This window comes from Prevotella communis (genome assembly GCF_022024115.1).
Lineage (GTDB): Bacteria > Bacteroidota > Bacteroidia > Bacteroidales > Bacteroidaceae > Prevotella > Prevotella communis.
Genome location: NZ_CP091792.1, coordinates 293550 through 314813, shown reverse-complemented (window position 1 = coordinate 314813; position 21264 = coordinate 293550). Strand labels below are relative to the sequence as shown.

Below are 21264 nucleotides of genomic sequence, written 5' to 3'. Positions count from 1 at the left end.
GCACGGCAAGAAATTTTTCACTTTTCACTCTTCACTTTTCCCTTAAGACTACTCCTCTCCCACTTCTTCCTTAATCCAGTCGTAGCCGTGCTCCTGAATCTGGACAGCCAGCTCAGGGCCACCCGTCTTCACAATCTTTCCCTTGTAGAGCACATGCACGAACTGAGGCTTGATCATCTCCAGCAGTCGGTCGTAGTGGGTAATCACGATGCAACTGGTCTCAGGTGTCTGCAGTTTGTTCACACCCTCGGCCACAATACGCATTGCATCCACATCCAGACCTGAGTCTGTCTCGTCAAGGATGCTCAACTTCGGTTCCAGCATAGCCATCTGGAAAATCTCATTGCGCTTCTTCTCACCACCGCTAAAGCCCTCGTTTACCGAACGGTTAGCCAGTTTTGAGTCGAGCTCTACCACCTTACGCTTCTCGCGCATCAGCTTCAGGAACTCAGCAGCGTTCAGAGGTTCCAGTCCCTGATACTTACGCTTCTCGTTGATGGCAGCCTTCATGAAGTTGTTCATGCTGACGCCAGGAATCTCCACAGGATACTGGAAACTCAGGAAAAGACCCTCGTGAGCCCTGTCCTCAGGTTTCATCTCCAACAGGTTCTTGCCGTTGAAGAAAGCCTCACCCTCAGTCACCTCGTAGAGTGGATTACCCACGAGCACAGCGCTGAGCGTAGACTTACCAGAACCGTTAGGACCCATGATAGCATGTGTCTCGCCATCATTAATCACCAGGTCAATACCCTTCAATATTTCTTTATCGCCAATCTTGGCATGCAGGTTTCTTACTTCTAACATCTTAAGTAATTATTCATTTCAGAGTGCAAAGTTACGGAAAAACATAAGAAATTCAAAGAGAAAACGCAAAAATCCTCCATAATATTTAGTTTTCTCATTTATTATGCTTAACTTTGTCGCGAAAATATCTACCGATCAAAAAATGGAACAGGCAATCTACATTGTTACCCTTATACTGACCGGACTTATCAACTTGGCCATGGGGGGCATCCTTTTTGTAGGCAATAAGGCCTATCGCCAGCAAACCGTATACCTTCGTGCACGTTTGCTGACTATCTTGTGGCTCGTTGCTTTTGGCTTAGGCTACTTCATCCAGGCCATCTTCCTATGGCGCTACACCTGGCCCACTGCCGCATCGGCACTCACCGTGAGCTTCTTCCATATCGGAGCCATCTGTTTCAACTGGGGCTATATTCCCCTGCTTAATCCGAATTACCTGACGAAGGGCGTCGTGATTCGCGACCTTCTTATCTATGTTGTAGGCCTTATCACCTACTGGACCGTAGCCATGCTGTGGCACCATGCGCCAACGTATGTCTGCCTGGCCTTCTGCATCTTCTTTGCCTATGCGGCCTGGTCGGTATTCACGTTCTACAGGACCTACAACCGCGTGAGTCTCCGCATGATACGCATGACATCCGGCAACGTGATGCAATTCATTCGTTGGATGCAAGTATGCTGCGACTGTATTGTACTCTTTGGTATAGGCAGCGTGGCTATCACCGCTATTTTCCCCAACGATATCATCCCCTTCCTCCTGCTCCTCACATCAGGTGCAGGCATGTTTATGTATATCGCCTATTCCATTAGCAATTACGGAAAATATCTCTCATGAAGAAAACCAGCCTTATCCTTTTCCTGTTGGCAACCTTATCCATCATCACCACGTTTTGTTCCTGTGGTGAGAAATACGTCATCGTCGCCAACACCAACCAGGCCGACAGCCTCATCAACATAGCCTATAAGAATCACAACTACGATAGTCTGATTATCCTGGCTGACAGTATGCAGAAGACTGGCGAGCTGTCTGACATGAAGGCTTGCTACTGGCGCGGCTATGCGTTCTCGCGTCAGCAGAAGATGCGCCTGGCAGAGAGCAACTGGCAACGTGCCATCTCGCTCGACATCCAGACAGACGAGGATAAGGAATACTATGCGAAGTCGGCCAACCGACTGGCAGGCATCCTGCTGCTCAAGGGCGAATATGAGGCCACGATGAAGGTGGCCATCCCTGCCATGGAGATGATGAAGGAGGCAAAACTGGACGAGACTTCCGACTATACCTATCTGCTGGTCACCCTGGGTTGCTGCCAACTGAAACTGGAGAAGCCTACAGAGGCCGCCGTGAATTTCGACCAGGCCTACCTGCGCTATTCCCAAATGACCACCAAAGACCCTACGGCCAGCCAGTATACCAATGCCATAGTGGGTGTTATCACCATTACGGATAATTACCTCCTGCAGAAGCGTTTCACAGAGGCTTTCTATTGGGTTTCACACCTAGAGGAACTGCTCAACCAATACCAGATGTTGCCTGATGCCGAACAGACCTTCTTCGACAAGCAGAAGACGCGCCTGAACCTCTATCGTGCCACCGCCCTGGAGGGACTGGGACAGCATGCCGAGGCAGCAAAGGCCTACGACAAGGCCCGCCTGACCGACTATGCCAGGACCAACGAGGGTAAGTTGGAGGCTACCACCTATCTGATGGCAGCTAAGCGCTGGGAAGAGGCAGCCCATAATTTTGAGATTTTCGACGAGCAGGTCAGCAAATACGGCATCAAGCTCTCGCTCGACATCATCCAGCATTATCTCCTGCCGAAATACAGGGCTAATGTAGGTGCTCAGCAACTCGACTCTGCCGTATACATTGGTATGGAGATCTGTACGGCCCTCGACAGCGCTATCGTACAGACGCAGCAGGACGAGGCCCTGGAACTGGCCACCCTCTATAACCTGCAGCAGAAAGAGACGGTCTTCGTACAGCAGAAGGCTGATATGGCACGCCAGCGCATGGTGGCCACCATCGTAGCCCTCGCCCTGATTATCCTGTTCTTCGTGCTGATTATCTTCTTCCGCCATAAGGCTGCCATGCGACTGGAGACGGCTTACTACCAACTGGAGATAGCCAACGAGAAGACCAAGGAGTCATCGCGCATGAAGACCTCGTTCATCCATCAGATGTCGCACGAGATACGTACGCCGCTGAATATCCTGAGTGGTTTTGCGCAGATTATCTCTACGCCCGATATCAAGCTCGACGAGGAGACCAAGCAGGACATGAACCGTAAGATCATGGAGAATACCGTGCGCATCACCGAACTGGTCAACAAGATGCTGGAGATGAGTGAGGCCAGCAGCAAGACGGTGATAGAGCGTACTGAAAACATCCCTGCCACCCAGATTGCCGTAGAGGCGATGAATGCCTTCCCCATTGGCAATAAATACAAGATTCCCATTGACCTGCAACAGGATAATAGTACTAACGACGTACGTATCCAGACCAACGAGCAGGCTGCTACGCGTGCCTTGGTGCTGCTGCTTGACAATGCCGAGAAATACACCAGGGAGGGTGCCATCCATCTGAAGGTTGACGTGCCTTCAGACAAGGTTGTACGCTATACCGTTGAGGATACTGGCATCGGTGTGCCCAAGGCCGAGGCCGAACATATCTTCGAGGAGTTTGTGCAGCTCGATGAGAACAACGAAGGCACGGGTATCGGTCTTACTGTGGCCCGCAGCATAGCCAACCGTCTGGGTGGCGACGTCGTCCTTGACACCACTTATACCAGCGGTGCCCGTTTCATCATGACATTGCCTTTAAATAAATAAGGTGGGATTTTCCTATCCTACGGTACCCTCCAGCGATACGCTGAGCAGTTTCTGTGCCTCTACGGCAAACTCCATCGGCAGTTTCTGAATCACCTCTTTCGCATAGCCGTTGACAATCAGTCCGACAGCCTGCTCGGTAGGTATGCCACGCTGGTTGCAATAGAACAGTTGTGCCTCTGAAATCTTTGAGGTCGTAGCCTCGTGCTCAAAGATAGCCGTATCATTGTGAACGTCCATATAGGGGAAGGTATGTGCACCACAGTCGGAACCCAACAACAGCGAGTCGCACGACGAGTAGTTGCGCGCATTATCTGCTGTAGCAGCAGCGCGCACCAGTCCGCGGTACGAGTTCTGCGAGTGTCCTGCCGAGATACCCTTCGAGATAATCGTCGACTTGGTATCCTTGCCCAGGTGAATCATCTTCGTACCCGTATCGGCCTCCTGATAGTTGTTGGTCACGGCCACGCTATAGAACTCAGCCTGTGAACGGTCGCCGCGCAGGATGCATGAGGGATATTTCCAAGTGATGGCCGAACCCGTCTCTACCTGTGTCCACGAGAGTTTGGAATCTACACCACGCAGGTCGCCACGTTTCGTCACCAGATTCAGCACGCCGCCCTTACCGTTCTCGTCGCCAGGGTACCAGTTCTGCACGGTAGAATACTTCACCTCGGCACGGTTCATCACGATAATCTCCACGATAGCCGCATGCAACTGGTTCTCATCGCGCATCGGGGCCGTACAGCCCTCGAGGTATGATACGTAGGCATCATCGTCGGCAATAATCAGCGTACGCTCAAACTGCCCCGTATTCCTGGCGTTGATGCGGAAATAGGAACTCAGTTCCATAGGACAGCGCACGCCCTTGGGGATATAGACAAACGAGCCATCGCTGAAGACAGCCGAGTTGAGTGCAGCAAAGAAATTGTCCTTATAGGGAACCACCGTGCCCAGATACTGACGTACCAGGTCAGGATGCTCCTTGATAGCCTCACCGATAGAACAGAAGATAACGCCCTTTTCGCGCAGTTTCTCCTTGAAGGTAGTCTTCACGGACACAGAGTCCATGATGGCATCCACAGCCGTATTGCCGCTCAGTGCCAGACGCTCTTCCAAGGGGATACCCAGTTTATCGAAGGTCTTTGTCAATTCAGGGTCTATTTCAGCGGTAGCAGATTTTTCACTATTCACTTTTCCCTTTTCCTTCGACTTAGCCATGGGGTCGGCATAATATGAAATGGACTGATAGTCAATCTCAGGTACATGCACATGGCCCCACTTAGGCTCCTGCTGCTCTTTCCAGTAGCGGAAAGCCTTCAGGCGGAACTCCAGCATCCATTCCGGCTCACCTTTCTTCGCAGAAATCAGTCGCACCACATCCTCGTTCAATCCCACGGGGATCACCTCGGTATCGACATTTGTTGTGAAACCAAATTCGTATTTCTGCTCAGCAATACGGCGCACCAGTGCGTTGTCCTGCTCGGGCTGATTCTGTATCTTCTGATTGTTATCTTCCATTCTCAAGTTCTTTTCGGTCTGCAAAATTACAAAAAAAACTCCACTCCTACCCCATTTTCACCTATTTTAAATAAAAAAGGCCGATGTCCACTTGGACTCAGCCTTTTTTGCGTATATTTCAGGTAGTAGAATATAAAATTATAGTAAACCAATGTTATCATCTTTATCGAGTGCAAAGATAAAGCAGATTTTTCAATCTTGAAAGCATTTTAAGTTAAAGTGTGTTAATCTGCCATATTTCATCGAATAATCCTCGATTTTTATATGTGTTATTTCGACATTTATCGTGTTCATTTTAAGATTCTACTACCCTCAGTATAACATTGTACTACAGATAATTAACTAGGAGTTCGAGGACTGTTTAGGCTAACCTAGGACCACCTAGGATTTCCTAGGAATGCCTAGGGTTTCCTAAAAATGCCTAGGGTTTCCTATACCTTCCTAGGCTTCCCTATCTCTCCCAACAACCCCTCAAGCTCCTTAATTCTAGCTTTTAGCTGCAGATTCTCAGCTTCCAAGGCACGCAGACGCGCATCCACCTCCTGACGATAGCCTGTACGGGCCGCATGCATACGTTCCTTGATACCACCCTCCGTCACAAAACGATGCTCCAGTTTCTCCAAATAGGCACACATCATCTTGTCTGTCTGATGACAAAGAGTAAGCAGTAGATTCGCCATCTCCTCATCATTCATTTTAGCGACCAATGGTTCATAGTCACTAAAGTCATTATGAGAATGACAAAAAACTCGAAGTCGTTGCTGTCGTTCGTTATTTGCTGGCCATATCGAAAGATGGTGTGTATTAAGGTAATCCAGATAATCTGACCGTAATTCCTGAAGACTGCCTCGTGCCACATTCAGCAGTTTTATCTCCATCTCCGAACTGGTCTGGCCATCTTCACTACCCTCAACAATATTTTGTTTGCCACTACGTGCAGCCTGCACCATTTGGTCTACTGTACGATCACCATAAAGAGGCAGGAATCGATGGCAGAAATCAACTGTCAATTGATAGATTGCATCACTCTTACGGTAGAAATACAGGTCTCTCCAAACTACAGCTTTCTTTAATACCTTACCCTTCGTATTGTATTCCATAGTGCAAAGGTACGAATAAGCGTGCGAAATGCAAAAGGAAAGCATACCTTTCTTTTCATTTCAGAGCTGAAGTACCTAAAACAACACTTTGACGTCTCTCACTTATCAAGAAAAAAAACGCCTGTCCACATGTTTTTTCTTGTTAGTGGTCGTAACTCGTCGTTTCTCTATCAGTAACTCGTCGTTTCTCTATCAGTAACTCGTCGTTTCTCTTTATTCCGTACGTAGGCGACGGACTCAGAGTTCGCGGACGACGTACACGGAGTACGTCAACGACGTATTTTGTCTATTTTGTCTTGCACGGTCATTTGGTCATTTGGTCATTTGTCAAAATCGAAAACTGACTGTCAAAATCCGCCACTATAATATAAATATTTATATTTATATATAGTGAGCAATGACCGCGTTCCCGAAATTGATTTTGACCAAATGACCTTGACCAAATGACCACAGATTGTAAATAAGACAACTATCCGAAACATGGAGTCTTCATGGGAAAAAGTACAAGGGCTGCATCTCGTCGAGGCTGTGACAATTGTGACAATTGTGACAGTCATTTTTGCGCACATGGTGGAGAAGGGCTTAGTAATAAGAATAGAAGTAAGTAAGTAAATTATCAATTATCTATTTCATTATTAATATCATCATCTATTATCATCTCTATCCTCATCTGCGTGGAAGAAGAAAAAAAACGCGTTGTCATTTGTCACAATTGTCACAAATCCTGTGAGACATTAAAAAAGACCGACATCCTTGCGAACATCGGTCTTTAATGATTTAATCTTCGTCATCCCAGAGGCTTTGACGAGACAAACCAGGTTCGTCAGCATTCTCATCTATGAGTTCACCTTGAGTAACGTCGCCACTAGCATCCTTTGTGAACGAATTTACCATCAGCTTTTGAACCTCAACGTTCACCTGAATCGTTTCTGGTGATATATATGTTCTTTTCATATTTCTTATCTTTATATTAGAGTTTGAATAGTTATTTTCACGTATTATTTAACAAGTACCTTGCGGCCATTCATAATATACAGGCCCTTTGTAGGCTGAGCAATATGACGACCCTGCAGATCAAATACCTTGTTATTGACATCTGACTTCGCTACCTCAGAGACACCTGTCGTCTCCTCATCAAAGTTCAGGCTGATACGAGCAGCAGCAGTCATGCTCTGCAAGTATGCACGGTTCTTCGCAACAGTCTGGCCGTTTGCCTTGTAGAAGCCAACAACACCATTAACCTTGTTCAAGATATAGTTGTAAGGACCATCACCTGTTGCAACAGCAGCACCAGTACCACGCACGAATGCGTTGTCGTCATCAGCCCAAGGAGTAACACCAGAAGTAAGAGGAACATCATATGTACCTTCATCACCCTGAAGTAAAACACCCTCTCCTGCAGGAACGGTAGTTACTTTGTCAAATGAAATAGTGACGCCATCTACAGTTGCCTTATATGCTTTCAAACCAGGAACAGAAGAATAATCCAAGTCAAAATCACTAACAAACGTTGCAAAGCCTGCTGCGCTTATGGATACGGGAGAAGTTTCTGAAGTTATACTAATTGGGCCAACACCAATATTACTTCCTTTCGTAAACAATAATTTTAAAACTCTTGTAGTAGCAGAAAAGTCTTCGGATGTCTCGAGATTAACTACACTGTTTTGAGAGCCACTTATTGTAAGTTCCTCAACATCAGAAAAATCAACTCCATTTACAGACTCCTGAACTGTAATCTTTGAGGTAGATCCACCGCCAATCATTTTAACCCCAATTGCAAGCTTGATTGGTTTTGCATCCATAAAGATTTCAATGTAATCACCCGTCTTATCCATCTGTACAAGATAAGGTCTATTATTATCAGAATAATTTCCAAGGGAACCACCTATAACACCCGTCATACTCGTGAATTCAGTTGTTGTACCGCCAGCCCAACTAAAAGGCAATGTGGCTGGGGCTATACCTGTCATAGTTCGAGTAACGACCCCACTTGAATTACCATAAGAATCATAGGCGATTGCCTTAATTGTCATCTTACCATCAAGAGAAATAGGAGAAGAATATTGTATACTTGAACTCGTCGGTGTAGTATTATCTGTAGTATAATAAATGGTATTACCAGCAGAAGCTAACGTTACTTCTGTACCATTCAAATAGTTTCCTTGAGAAAGGATATTGAATTCGGGCGAATTAACATTAATTGTATATTCGGCTGCAATCACCGAGCTAACATCATCACCTTTGACAGCAATGGCTTTTATCGTAGTAGGAGTCGTAATTTCAATAGGAGACGAATATACAGTTCCCGTGGTCTTAGTTGGATTTGTACCATCAAGCGTGTAACGGATTTCATCAGCGGTTGCTTGTGTCAAGGTAACCGTTGTTCCTGCCGTGATTGCTCCTGCTGCAGGAGAGAAGGTCGGAGCATCTACAGACTTTTTGCCACTGGTAGAGGCGTCATCATACTGAATAGTTAACGATTTTATCCAAGCATTTTTTTTAGCTGAGGTTACAAGATAATATGTAGAACCCGTATTATTAGTTGAAATTGTATATGAATTTGTAGACTGTTTAATCTCTGTAACCAAACTACCTTTTGTATCCGTACCTGCGTAAACGTTTATATTTGTCGAGCCCCAGTTGTTTCCATTTACTTTAGAAATTCCCACCAACTTTTTCCCTTCAGGAATAGTGATAGTCATGTCTGCAGTACCACTTTTACCTCCAAAGCCATTACTTGCATCGGAAGCTGCTCCTGTTATAATATAAGAGCTAGTCCAACTGAACGTTACTCCATTTACAACGACTGGCGATGTTTGTGCTTTTGTCATATCCAAAGTTGCAGTCGTCTCTTCTGCCCAACCACTCAAACTACCTACTATCAGGGCACATAGCAGGAGCGTCGTTTTTAATAAGTTAAAATGTTTCATAGCTGTATAATTGAGTTTACTATAATTTAGGTCTATGGGAGCGCTAAGCGCTATCATTTACGGTTGAGATATATGACGATGCAAAGTTAGTGTATATTCATTAAAACGCAAAAAAAATATTATGTTATTTTGTTATTGTGTCTTTTAAAAAAAGTTATTGTGTCTTTGTTCTTGTGTTACTCTGTCTTTACAAAAAAAGAGCATGCCAACGCATCTGCTGACATGCTCTCATTATTTTGTATAATCCGTAAGCTTTACTTCAGTTGCTTCACTGGGAAAGTGAAGTAAGTATCGGGGAATGGTTCGTTGGCTAAAGTGAAGTGCCACCACTCGCTGTCCAGCGGTTTGAAGCCATGACGAAGCATAGCCTCGCGCAGAATCATGCGATGGCGAAACTGCTCAGGGGTGATGCTGCGACCAGCTGGCGATTTTGAGTTATCGCCTGTGTATTCGCCCGTCTCAGGATTGCCACAGAAGTCAGGATGACTCTCAGGGCCAAACCAGTCGAACGTGCCACCCATATCCAGCTCCTTCTCTGTCTGCATGTCGAAGAGCGTCAGGTCAACGGTAGAGCCACGCGTATGCCCACTCTTCTCGTAGATATACTCCTGCTCAAAGAGCACGCTCTTGTCAAGATCGGGATAGAAGAAGGTCTTCATCAGCGTGTCAGAGACATTCTCTGCCCAGCGTACAAAATGATCTACACCTTTCTGCGGACGATAGGCATCATAGATCTTCAGGCGATAACCCTGACTGATGACGTCGTCGCTGACAGCACGCAGGCTGTCGGCAGCCACACGGGTGAGCAGTGCCGTAGGCTCCAAGTAGCCGTCAATACGTGCACCTACGAAATTGTAGGTGCCGTAATAACGTATCTCAAGGATGGCATCGGGCACGGCATCGGTGAGCGTAACAAACTGACTGGAATCATCAGTAGGACTGACCGCATCCTCGTCGCGATTTGACCCACATGCGCTCAGCACCACAACAGCGCAAAGCAGCACAAAAGCAGTCCAAAATTCTTTCCTCTTCATAGCGGTAAACTTTTTCACCTGTCACCTTCTTACAACTTCTGCTCCACCTCAATCTCAGTGAACGTCTCAATCATATCGCCCACCTGGATATCGTTGAAGTTGACCAGAGAGATACCACACTCCAAACCTGTAGCCACCTCCTTAGCATCGTCCTTATAACGCTTCAAAGCATCGATAGGAGCGGTGTGAACCACGATACCATCACGGATCACGCGAGCCTTATCCTTGTTGTGTACCTTACCCTCGGTAACCAGACCACCGGCAACAGTACCCACCTTTGAAATCTTGAATACCTGCTTCACCTCGATGAGACCAGAAACGACCTCCTTCTTCACCTTGTCGAGCATACCCTGCATGGTAGAACGCACATCGTCGATAGCATCGTAGATGATTGAGTAGGTATTGATCTCCACACCCTCGCGCTCAGCCAAGCGGCGAGCCTCACTTGAAGGACGCACCTGGAAGCCCACGATGATAGCCTGAGAAGCAGATGCCAGCATCACGTCGTTCTCTGAAATCTGACCTACGGCCTTAGAGATAACGTTGACCTGTACCTTCTCCGTAGAGAGCTTGATGAACGAGTCTGAGAGGGCCTCGATAGAACCGTCGGTATCACCCTTAACGATGATATTGAGCTCATGGAACTCACCCAGAGCGATACGGTGTGAGAGTTCGTCCAGACCAAGTTTCGTCGTGGTACGCAAGCTCTGCTCACGCTGCAACTGGATACGCTTGTTGGCAATCTCACGAGCCTCCTGCTCACTCTCCATCACATGGAACGAGTCACCAGCAGTAGGAGCACCGTTGAGACCCAGGATAATAGCTGGCTCGGCAGGACCGGCCTTCTCGATGCGCTGGTTACGCTCATTGAACATAGCCTTCACCTTACCCCAGGCAGTACCAGCAATCACCACGTCGCCCACCTTCAGCGTACCGTTAGATACAAGCACGGTAGAGACATAGCCACGACCCTTGTCGAGAGAAGACTCGATGATAGAACCTGTAGCCTTACGGTTAGGATTAGCCTTCAGGTCGAGCATCTCGGCCTCGAGCAGCACCTTCTCCAGCAGTTCATAGACACCAATACCCTTCTTGGCACTGATCTCCTGACACTGGTACTTACCACCCCACTCCTCTACGAGCAGGTTCATATTGGCCAGGTCCTCACGAATCTTATCGGGGTTGGCACCTGGCTTATCGATTTTGTTGATAGCAAACACCATTGGCACGTTGGCAGCCTGGGCGTGAGCGATAGCCTCCTTGGTAGTAGGCATCACAGAGTCGTCGGCAGCCACGATGATGATAGCGATATCCGTCACCTGGGCACCACGGGCACGCATAGCCGTGAAGGCCTCGTGACCAGGAGTATCCAGGAAGGTGATGCTCTGACCGTTCTTCAGCGTCACGTTGTAAGCACCAATGTGCTGAGTGATACCACCAGCCTCACCGGCAATCACATTGGTATTGCGGATATAGTCGAGCAACGAAGTCTTACCGTGGTCAACATGTCCCATCACCGTGACGATAGGTGCACGAGAAACCAGATCGTTCTCATCGTCCACCTCCTCGGTGATAGCCTCCTGCACCTCGGCAGAAACATATTCTGTGGTGAAACCGAACTCCTCGGCAACGAGGTTGATGGTCTCTGCATTCAGACGCTGGTTGATAGACACCATGATACCCACAGACATACAGGTACCGATGACCTTCACAACAGGTACGTCCATCATGGTTGCAAGCTCAGAAACCGTAACGAACTCCGTGAGTTTCAGCACCTTGCTCTGTGCTGCCTCTGCTGCCATCTCCTCGCTCATACGCTCCTGGACGGCATCGCGCTTCTCCTTACGGTACTTGGCACCCTTCTTGTTCTGAGAGGTCTTTGAGGTCAGACGGGCCAGCGTCTCCTTAACCTGACGTGCAACATCCTCTTCGTTGGCCTCGATAGAGCGAACAGGCTGGCGGTTCTTGTTCTTCTTGTTCTTACCGCCCTGCTGCTGGTTGTTGTTATTGTCCTGGAAGTTCTGGTTGCCTCCCTTGTTCTTATTCTTCTTGTTGTTGTTCTGGTTCTGACCCTGCTGTTGCTGCTTTGCAGCCTCCTCAATGTCAACCTTACCGCCACGGATGCGCTCGCGCTTACGCTTCTCGCCTGGCTGTCCGTTGTTGGCACCGCCATGCATCTGAGCAGCCTTCTCCTCGCGCTGCTTGCGCTTCTCCTCCTTCGTCTTCTTCTTAGGACGAGTGCTCTGGTTCAGGGTTGAGAGGTCAATCTTACCCAGTACGTTCACCTTTGGAGCCAACTTGGCCTCGCTCTTCAGGGTGAAGATCTCAGGACCATCGTTAGCAGGCTCTGTTTCTGCGGGAGTTTCTTTTGCCTTGGGTGCTTCAGCCTCCTTAGCCTCAGGAGCATCATTTGACACTTCCTCCACAGGAGCCTTGACAGGTTCCTCCTTGACAGGCTCTGGCTCTGCAGGCTTCACGGGCTCTGCCACCTCTGGCTCGGCAGGCTTTACAGCCTCCACTTTCTTCTCCTCCTTCACTACGGGAGCCTCGGGCTCGGCAGGTGCCTCGGGCTCGGGTTTTGTCTCTACAACAGGTTCGGCAGCCTTTGCCTTGGGCTTGTTCAGACTGTCGAGGTCTATCTTGCCCAGGGGCTTGAACTGCTGACGGGCAGGTGCAGCGTCGTCGCTTTTCTCCTGAGCGGGTGCCGCATGTTTCTCAGCAGGCTTTTTATCCTTCTTCTCCTTCATCTTGGTGAAGAGTTTCTCGGCCTGCGTCTTCACGGCCTTGTCGCCACTAAACTCACGCACCAGCGCCTCATACTGCTCGTCAGTAATCTTGGTATTGGTGGTAGCGTCGTCGCGAATCTCGCCCAGACTGCTCTTTTTCTTCAGGAAATCAACTGCCGTTTGAAGTCCTATATTCAGTTCTGTTAATACTTTATTTAATCTTACTCCCATTTAGTCGAATTGATAATTGATAATTGATACTTGATAATTATTCGAACTCCGCACGGAGCACTTCCAGCAGATGGTCAACGGTCTCTTCCTCGAGGTCGGCCTTCTCAATGAGCAGCTCACGAGGAGCGTTGAGCACTTCCTTAGCAGTGTCGTAACCCAGAGCCTTGATGGCATCGATAACCCACTGGTCGATCTCGTCGCTGAACTCGTCGAGGTAGATATCCTCATCGGTCTCACCCTCGTTAACCACACGGAATACATCGATGGTGTGCTCTGTCAGCATAGAAGCCAGCTTGATGTTCATACCACCCTTACCGATAGCCAGTGAAACCTCCTCGGGCTGCAGGTAAACCTCAGCCTTGTGGTTAGCCTCGTCGAGCGTGATGCTGGTAACCTTGGCAGGAGAGAGGGCACGCTGGATAAACAGCTGCACGTTGCTGGTGTAGTTGATCACGTCGATATTCTCACCACCAAGCTCACGAACGATACCATGTACACGACTACCCTTCACACCTACACAAGCGCCTACGGGATCAATACGGTCGTCGAAGCTCTCAACGGCAATCTTGGCACGCTCACCTGGCATACGGGCCACGCGACGGATAGCAATCAGGCCATCAGCGATCTCGGGCACCTCAGCCTCGAGCAGACGCTTCAGGAATTCAGGACTGGTACGGCTCAGCATGATACGAGGATTATTGTTCTCGTTCTGCACCTCCTTCACAACGGCACGTACGGTCTCACCCTTACGATAGGTGTCAGAAGGAATCTGGTCGCCCTTCAGCAGGTGGAGTTCGTTACCCTCATCGTCCATGAGGAGCACCTCGCGCTTCCACATCTGGTAAACCTCACCACTGATAACGGTGCCTACCTTATCCTTATACTTCTGATAGAGGGCATCGTGGTCGAGCTCCAGAATCTTTGAAGCCAGCGTCTGACGCAGGTTCAGGATAGCACGACGACCGAACTTAGTGAAGTCTACAGCCTCACTAACCTCCTCGCCTACCTCGTAGTCGGGCTCAATCTTCTGAGCCTCGGTGAGAGAAATCTCCTTGTTTTCATCCTTCACGTCACCATCGGCTACTACCACACGGTTACGGTGGATCTCAAAGTCACCCTTGTCAGGGTTTACAATCACGTCGAAGTTCTCGTCAGAACCAAACATCTTGGCCAGCACATTGCGGAAGCTCTCCTCGAGCACGCTCACCAATGTGGTACGGTCAATATTCTTGGTTTCCTTAAACTCCTGAAAGGTCTCAAACATGCTGGGACCTGCAATTTCTTTCTTTGTTGCCATTTATCTGTTTTTTTATTTAAAATTCAACACGTACTTTGTAGATTTTACCTCATCCATAGAGTAAGTCTTGTCTACTTCCACTTTCACAGGGCGCTTCTTGCCCTCAGGAATCTGCTTCTCCTGAGTAGAAATGACGAACGTACGGCCCTCTACGCTTTTCAGCACACCTACAATCTTCTTGCCATCGGCATCAATAACTTCTACATCATCGCCAACGTGGTTAGCATACTGCTGCTCCACCTTGAAAGGCTGTCCCAAACCGGCACTGCCTACCTCCAATTCATAGTCGCCCATCTCGTCGCCTACCTTCTCCTGAAGGAAACGGCTCAATGCGGCACAATCCTCAATCCATACGCCATCGGCATGGTCGATCTCGATGACGATACGGTCGTCATCACACATCTCAATGTCTACCAGGAAGTAGCCCGACTGACCTTGCAGCCACTCTTCCGTTAAAGTCTTTAATGTCTCTTTCGTTATCATTCTAACGGTTATTTAAACAAGAATGAGAGGCCCTTGCGGGTCTCTCATTCCACTGAACGGGTGCAAAGGTACGACTTTTTCCCCATTCCTGCAAATTTTTCTATGTATATTTTACTTTTTCTGCCTAGGTTCCAGTATTTTACGATATTCAGCAGGGGTCTTCAACAGGCGCTCGGCTTCCTTCAACTGCTTGTCGTAATTGAGCCCTGCCTCAATGCTGCCACGCTGGTAATAATAGGCTCCAACGATGTCGAGTTCCAGAATCTGCTGGATGGTTTCACGATGCTTATCCAGGTCGCTGGCCACGTCGTGCTTCAGCTTCTTCTCCAGAGCCTCGAAAGCCTCCTTGGCATCGTCGTAGTAGCCCTCGAACTTCGCCGTCTTTACCAGTTCGTCAAACTGTTTCTGCGACACGGGGTCGTAAGAGAAACCACTCTCTATGACTCGCTGGCGGAATGCCTGCCAGTCGGCATCAGTCAGATGGAAGTCCTTTGCGGGTGCTATCGTGGGGTGATGATCAATATAGTCCACCACATAATCGAAGAGCACCTCCGTAGAATCCAGTCCGCCAGCCGAGAGGTAATAGGCGATATTCGGCATGGTGTCGTTCTTCAGTTCCACATCGGGCTTGATGCCGCCGCCATCGCGCACCTCACGTCCGCCACGGGTATAGAAGACGTTCGTCAGGGAATCGGCAATACGCTCCTTACCGTTACGCTTATAGTTCACCGCCTGGATACAACGGCCAGAGGGGATATAATAATGAGAGGTGGTAATCTTCACGTTGGCATTATAGGGCAGGTCAAGGGGCACCTGCACCAGTCCCTTACCGTACGTACGCGTACCTAATACTACTGCACGGTCCAGGTCCTGCAGCGCACCACTGGTAATCTCTGAAGCCGAGGCTGTCTCGCCATTCACCAGCACCACGATAGGCATCACTGTATCCACTGGCTCCAGGCGCGTCTTATACACACGGTTGGCCTGACGCACCTTTCCACGGTTCTCTACGACGGTCTGTTCCTGGGGCACCCAGATATTCACGATATCCACAGCCTCCATCTCGGAACCGCCGCCATTACCGCGGAGGTCGAACACCAGTCCCTTGGCACCCTGCTGTTTCAGTTCCACGAAGGCACGACGCACACTCTTGGCGCAGCCCTCGGTAAACTGGTTTAGGTTGATATAGCCTATAGAGTCTGGACGCATGCCCCAATAAGGCAGTTCGGGCAACTTGATATTCCTACGGGTAATCTTGAACTTCATCTCCTTACCGGTAGAGGGGCGCTTCACCTTCAGCACGAAGGTGGTGCCGGCATCACCACGCAGATGCGAACTGACATACGACACCTGCTTGTCGGTCATCACGGAGTCATCAATACTCAGGATGATATCACCCTTCTTCAAGCCCACCTCTGCTGCAGGCATCCCCTCGTAGGGCTCGTCAATCACCACATGCTTCAAGCGGGTGTGATATTTCACCAGCGCACCAATACCCGCATACTTACCCGTCAGCATCATCTTCAGGTTCTTGGTCTCCTCCTCAGGATAATACTCGGTATAGGGGTCCAGTGAGCGCAACATCCCGTCAATGGCTGCCGTCATGGTCTGCTTGGGATTCAATGTATCCACGTAAAACAGATCCAGATTACTGTACAACGCATTGAAAATATCGAGATTTTTACCCACCTCCAACTGATGATTGGTCTGAGCTGTGACTGTCAGGGGCAACATCAGTAGTGATATCAGTATGGTTTTTATACGCCTGTTCATATCTTTATATATTATTTTGCCTGCAAATTTAGCGCATTCTACTTAAAAATGCACCTTTTTCCCCTACTTTTTATAAAAAAATCACGTTTCATTGAAAATTTTTCCCGAAAAGTTTGCAGAATTCAAATTTTCGCCGTACCTTTGCACCCGCAATCGAGAAAACGAAAGCACTGCTTCAGTAGCTCAGTTGGTTAGAGCACCTGACTGTTAATCAGGGGGTCGTTGGTTCAAGCCCATCCTGAAGCGCAAGAATCCCAATCGCAAGGTTGGGATTTTTTGTTTATATTTCCTTCCCGTATTTTTTTATTTCCCTATCACATCTCAGACAATTCTCGGGTCCTTCCGATTCATCCCTATGATCATAAAAAAATTCCGTAAGCCGAAGCCTACGGAACTTTCGTTTTATAGAACTTATATCCTTAACGGATGAATAGCAGTTCACGATATTTTGGCAGAGGCCAGAGGGCATCATCCACGATGAGCTCCAACTTATCAATCTGATAGCGAATCTCGTCAAGATAAGGCTCTACTTTGTCATGGTAGACAATAGCCTTCTCATGCTCGTCAGTAATCTTGTTGGCCTTCTTGCGAGCCTCAACCAACTCCTCTACACCTTTCTCGATAGCAGAAGTACGCTCAGAAATCTCCTGAATAATCTTCTTGTTGCGAGCAGAAAGCTTATCAGCAGTATCAATGGGGAACACAACAGACATGTGGTTCAGGTTGGTAAGCAACTCACTCTGGTAGCGTGTAGCCACAGGGATGATGTGGTTCATAGAGAGGTCACCCAGCACACGAGCCTCAATCTGAATCTTCTTGGTGTAGGTCTCCCACTTCACCTCGTTACGAGCCTCGAGCTCCTTCTTGGTCATCACACCCAGACTCTCGAACATCTTGATGCTGGCCTCGTCAAGGTAACGCTCGAAGATCTTGGGACAAGACTTCTCTACGTCCAGACCGCGCTTCTCAGCCTCAGCTACCCATTCGTCAGAGTAACCGTTACCGTCGAAGCGGATAGGCTTACAGGTCTTGATATCCTCGCGCAGCACGTCGATAATAGCGTGGAAGGTGGCACTGTGCCCGGTACCCTTCAATTTCTCTGCAAACTCAGGAATGCGGGCATCCACACGCTTCTTGAACTCAACCAAAGCCTCGGCAACGGCACTGTTCAGGGCAATCATCGCGCTGGCACAGTTGGCCTCAGAACCTACGGCACGGAACTCAAAACGGTTGCCTGTGAAGGCAAAAGGAGATGTACGGTTACGGTCGGTATTATCAATGAGCAACTCTGGTATCTCAGGAATATCCATCTTCATGCCCTGCTTGCCAGCCATTGCCAACAGATCGTCCTTGTCAGCCTTCTCGATATGGTCGAGCAACTCTGAGAGCTGTTTGCCGAGGAAGGAAGAAACGATGGCAGGAGGCGCCTCGTTGGCGCCCAGACGGTGAGCGTTGGTAGCACTCATGATAGAAGCTTTCAGCAAGCCGTTGTGGCGATAAACACCCATCAGGGTCTCTACGATGAATGTAGCGAAGCGCAGGTTGGCCTCTGGTGTCTTACCAGGTGCATGCAGCAGCACACCCGTATCGGTGCTCAAGCTCCAGTTGTTATGCTTACCGCTACCGTTGATACCTGCGAAGGGCTTCTCATGGAGCAGCACGCGGAATCCATGCTTACGAGCCACCTTTTTCATGACCGACATCAGCAGCATGTTGTGGTCAACAGCCAGGTTGGTCTCTTCGAAGATAGGAGCCAGCTCAAACTGGTTGGGAGCCACCTCGTTGTGACGGGTCTTACAAGGAATACCCAACTCCAGAGCCTCAATCTCCAAATCCTTCATGAAGGCCTGTACACGCTCGGGGATAGAACCAAAATAGTGGTCGTCCATCTGCTGGTTCTTTGCAGAGTCGTGTCCCATCAGGGTACGACCAGTGAGCAACAGGTCTGGACGGGCAGCATAGAGGCCCTCGTCTACAAGGAAGTACTCCTGCTCCCAACCCAGGTTGGAAGTGACCTTCTTCACTGCAGGATCAAAATAATGGCAAACATCTACGGCAGCTACGTTCACAGCGTGCAGGGCACGCAGCAGAGGTGCTTTATAGTCGAGGGCCTCACCGCTATAAGAGATAAACACGGTAGGAATACACAAGGTATCGTCGATGATGAATACAGGAGAGGTGGGATCCCAGGCTGAGTAACCACGAGCCTCAAAAGTAGAACGGATACCACCAGAGGGGAATGAAGAAGCATCAGGCTCCTGCTGGACCAGCAGTTTTCCGCTGAATTCCTCTACCATACCACCCTTGCCGTCGTGCTCAATGAACGAGTCGTGCTTCTCGGCAGTACCTTCGGTCAGAGGTTGGAACCAGTGCGTATAGTGAGTGACGCCATTCTCCGTAGCCCACTGCTTCATACCAGCAGCAACAGCATCGGCCACGGCTCTGTCAAGACGAGCGCCATTGTCCATCACATCAATCATCTTCTCGTACACGTCCTTAGGCAGGTACTTGTACATTTTCTCACGATTGAAGACCTTCTTGCCAAAATACTCGCTAGGTCTCTCACTTGGTGCTTTTACGTCGAGTGGCTTCTTTTTGAATGCCTCTCCGACAACCTGAAATCTTAATGCTTCCATCTTTTTACTTTTTGGTTACACTTTGTTTATTTACGGCTGCAAAGTTATATCGTTCTGTCAGATTATCCTTTATTTTGCTTGCAACAAAAATCTAAAAACTTTTCATTACTTACAATCTGAAAGTAAACCACCATTATTTTCTTTCAATGTGTAAGTTTTGTTGATATAGTTTACAAACGCCTGGTTCACCAGTTTCGTGCCGCCTGGTGTGGGATAATGGCCCGTGAAATACCAGTCGCCAGGGTGGTCAGGACAAGCCTCATGCAGTCCCTCGATACTCTGGAATACCAGTTCGATGGGCGCCTTCATATCCACAGGGCGCAACATCTCCACAATCTTATGGTTGATCTCGTCGACGGTGAAGGGTGCATACACCGCACGCACACAGTTCTCCATCTGCTCCTTCGGCTTCTCTAGCTCACGCTTACAAGCCAGGTAGGTATCGTTAACCAGCTGCCACATGCCGCGCTCCTCTATCAGCGCCATCGTGGCACGGAAAGCACAGAACTCCTCCAAACGTGCCATGTCGATACCATAGTAGTCTGGGTAGCGAATCTGGGGTGAACTCGACACCATCACAATCTTCTTAGGATGCAGACGGTCCAAAATCTTGAAGATACTCTCCTTCAGTGTGGTGCCGCGCACTATCGAGTCGTCGATAATCACCAGGTTGTCCACGCCCTCCCTCAGACTGCCATAGCTGATGTCATAGACATGGGCCGCCAAGTCATTACGTTCCGAATTGTCCGTGATGAAAGTACGCAGTTTGATGTCCTTCCACACCACCTTCTCCGTTCTCACACTATAGCCCTGCTGACGGAAGCCGTCGGTCATACCATAATAGGCCACCTCGGCCGTGTTAGGGATATATGAAAACACGGTATTGGTCACGTCGTTATCAACGGCCTTGAGGATAGCCGGCGTCAACTGTTCGCCTAGACGCTTGCGTTCCTGATAGATGTCACGGTCAGAGCCGCGACTGAAATAGATGCGCTCGAATGAGCAGGCGCTCAACTTCTGTGCAGGCATGATCTGCTCCAGCTGACTCTCACCGTTCTGATGCACGATGATAGCCTGACCAGGCTTCAACTCATGCACATCCTCTGCCTGGATATCGAAAGTGGTCTGCAGCACAGGACGCTCGCTGGCAATGGCAATCAGTTCATCATCACGATAATAGAACGCAGGACGGATGCCCCAGGGGTCGCGCACCGAGAACATCTCGCCACTCCCCGTCAGACCGCACATCACATAACCGCCGTCGTAGTGCTCCATCGTAGAGCGCAGCACGTTGGCCATCTCCACATGCTCATCAATATACTGTGTGATATCGGTGCCCGTCAGTCCCTTTGCCGTAGCCTCCTGATAGAGTCGCTCCACCTCACGGTCCAGACGGTGTCCCATCAGCTCCAGCGTGATATATGAGTCACCATAGATACGCGGACTTTGACCCTGCTCCGTCAGGAAATGAAACACCTCATCGATATTCGTCATGTTGAAGTTGCCGCACAGACACAGGTTCTTGGCGCGCCAGTTATTTCTGCGCAGGAAGGGATGCACAAACGTCAGTCCACTCTTTCCCGTGGTAGAATAGCGCAGGTGACCCATCAGCAGTTCTCCCTTCATCTCTTCCGTGACACGAGAGAAAATCTGCGTAATCGCATCCTTACCCTCGGCCTTCTCACGGAACATATATTCCGTGCCGGGCTCGTTGGTCAGGCTCACCGAGGCAATACCAGCACCCTCCTGTCCACGGTTGTGCTGCTTCTCCATCATCAGGTAGAGCTTATTGAAACCATAGGCCCACGTACCGTATTTCTTCTCGTAATAATCCAGGGGCTTCAACAAGCGAATCATCGCCACGCCACACTCATGCTTTAACTGCTCCATTAATGTTTAA

Annotated in this window: 14 protein-coding genes and 1 tRNA gene; 3 read left to right on the top strand and 12 right to left on the bottom strand. The window is 48.9% G+C overall.

Annotation, left to right across the window (positions count from 1 at the left end; translation table 11 throughout):
- Positions 1-48: 48 nt before the first annotated feature.
- Positions 49-804, bottom strand: coding sequence for a Fe-S cluster assembly ATPase SufC (gene sufC / locus L6468_RS01235; protein WP_091816501.1), 756 nt, complete (start codon positions 802-804; stop codon positions 49-51).
- A gap of 142 nt (positions 805-946) precedes the next feature.
- Here sufC and L6468_RS01230 point away from each other — a divergent pair, with 142 nt between their 5' ends.
- Both L6468_RS01230 and L6468_RS01225 read left to right on the top strand, forming a co-directional pair.
- Positions 947-1639, top strand: coding sequence for a hypothetical protein (locus L6468_RS01230; RefSeq protein WP_091816504.1), 693 nt, complete (start codon positions 947-949; stop codon positions 1637-1639).
- A complete protein-coding gene (locus L6468_RS01225) occupies positions 1636-3636 on the top strand; it encodes an ATP-binding protein (RefSeq protein WP_091851210.1) in 2001 nt (666 codons plus the stop codon). The genes L6468_RS01230 and L6468_RS01225 overlap by 4 nt, the downstream gene beginning before the upstream one ends.
- A gap of 12 nt (positions 3637-3648) precedes the next feature.
- Here L6468_RS01225 and sufB read toward each other — a convergent pair whose 3' ends face one another.
- The 9 genes from sufB to L6468_RS01180 all read right to left on the bottom strand — a co-directional run bounded on the left by sufB (position 3649) and on the right by L6468_RS01180 (position 16728).
- On the bottom strand, positions 3649-5154 hold the full coding sequence (gene sufB, locus L6468_RS01220; protein ID WP_091816509.1) for a Fe-S cluster assembly protein SufB: 1506 nt from the start codon (positions 5152-5154) through the stop codon (positions 3649-3651).
- A gap of 431 nt (positions 5155-5585) precedes the next feature.
- Positions 5586-6254, bottom strand: a complete 669-nt coding sequence (locus tag L6468_RS01215) for a four helix bundle suffix domain-containing protein (RefSeq protein WP_091851213.1) — start codon at positions 6252-6254, stop codon at positions 5586-5588.
- A 777-nt stretch (positions 6255-7031) separates the two neighbouring features.
- Entirely contained in the window at positions 7032-7208 is a 177-nt protein-coding gene (locus tag L6468_RS01210) for a hypothetical protein (protein WP_237794479.1), read from the bottom strand.
- A 44-nt stretch (positions 7209-7252) separates the two neighbouring features.
- Positions 7253-9184, bottom strand: coding sequence for an FN3 associated domain-containing protein (locus tag L6468_RS01205; RefSeq protein ID WP_237794478.1), 1932 nt, complete (start codon positions 9182-9184; stop codon positions 7253-7255).
- Positions 9185-9438: 254 nt separating this feature from the next.
- On the bottom strand, positions 9439-10218 hold the full coding sequence (locus L6468_RS01200; protein ID WP_237794476.1) for a M15 family metallopeptidase: 780 nt from the start codon (positions 10216-10218) through the stop codon (positions 9439-9441).
- Between the two features lie 29 nt (positions 10219-10247).
- Entirely contained in the window at positions 10248-13175 is a 2928-nt protein-coding gene (gene infB / locus L6468_RS01195; protein ID WP_237794475.1) for a translation initiation factor IF-2, read from the bottom strand.
- Between the two features lie 37 nt (positions 13176-13212).
- Entirely contained in the window at positions 13213-14472 is a 1260-nt protein-coding gene (nusA, locus tag L6468_RS01190; RefSeq protein WP_091816523.1) for a transcription termination factor NusA, read from the bottom strand.
- A gap of 12 nt (positions 14473-14484) precedes the next feature.
- Positions 14485-14955, bottom strand: a complete 471-nt coding sequence (gene rimP, locus L6468_RS01185) for a ribosome assembly cofactor RimP (RefSeq protein WP_091816527.1) — start codon at positions 14953-14955, stop codon at positions 14485-14487.
- Positions 14956-15066: 111 nt separating this feature from the next.
- A complete protein-coding gene (locus tag L6468_RS01180; RefSeq protein ID WP_237794472.1) occupies positions 15067-16728 on the bottom strand; it encodes a S41 family peptidase in 1662 nt (553 codons plus the stop codon).
- A 172-nt stretch (positions 16729-16900) separates the two neighbouring features.
- On the opposite strand from L6468_RS01180, the gene L6468_RS01175 reads away from it, so the two are divergent.
- Positions 16901-16974: transfer RNA gene (locus tag L6468_RS01175), tRNA-Asn, on the top strand.
- Positions 16975-17147: 173 nt separating this feature from the next.
- Here the strand turns inward: L6468_RS01175 and L6468_RS01170 are convergent.
- Together L6468_RS01170 and L6468_RS01165 are read right to left on the bottom strand one after the other, a co-directional pair.
- On the bottom strand, positions 17148-19364 hold the full coding sequence (locus L6468_RS01170; protein ID WP_237794470.1) for a glutamine synthetase III family protein: 2217 nt from the start codon (positions 19362-19364) through the stop codon (positions 17148-17150).
- 105 nt (positions 19365-19469) lie between these two features.
- On the bottom strand, positions 19470-21254 hold the full coding sequence (locus L6468_RS01165) for an amidophosphoribosyltransferase (protein ID WP_237794469.1): 1785 nt from the start codon (positions 21252-21254) through the stop codon (positions 19470-19472).
- Positions 21255-21264: the final 10 nt, after the last annotated feature.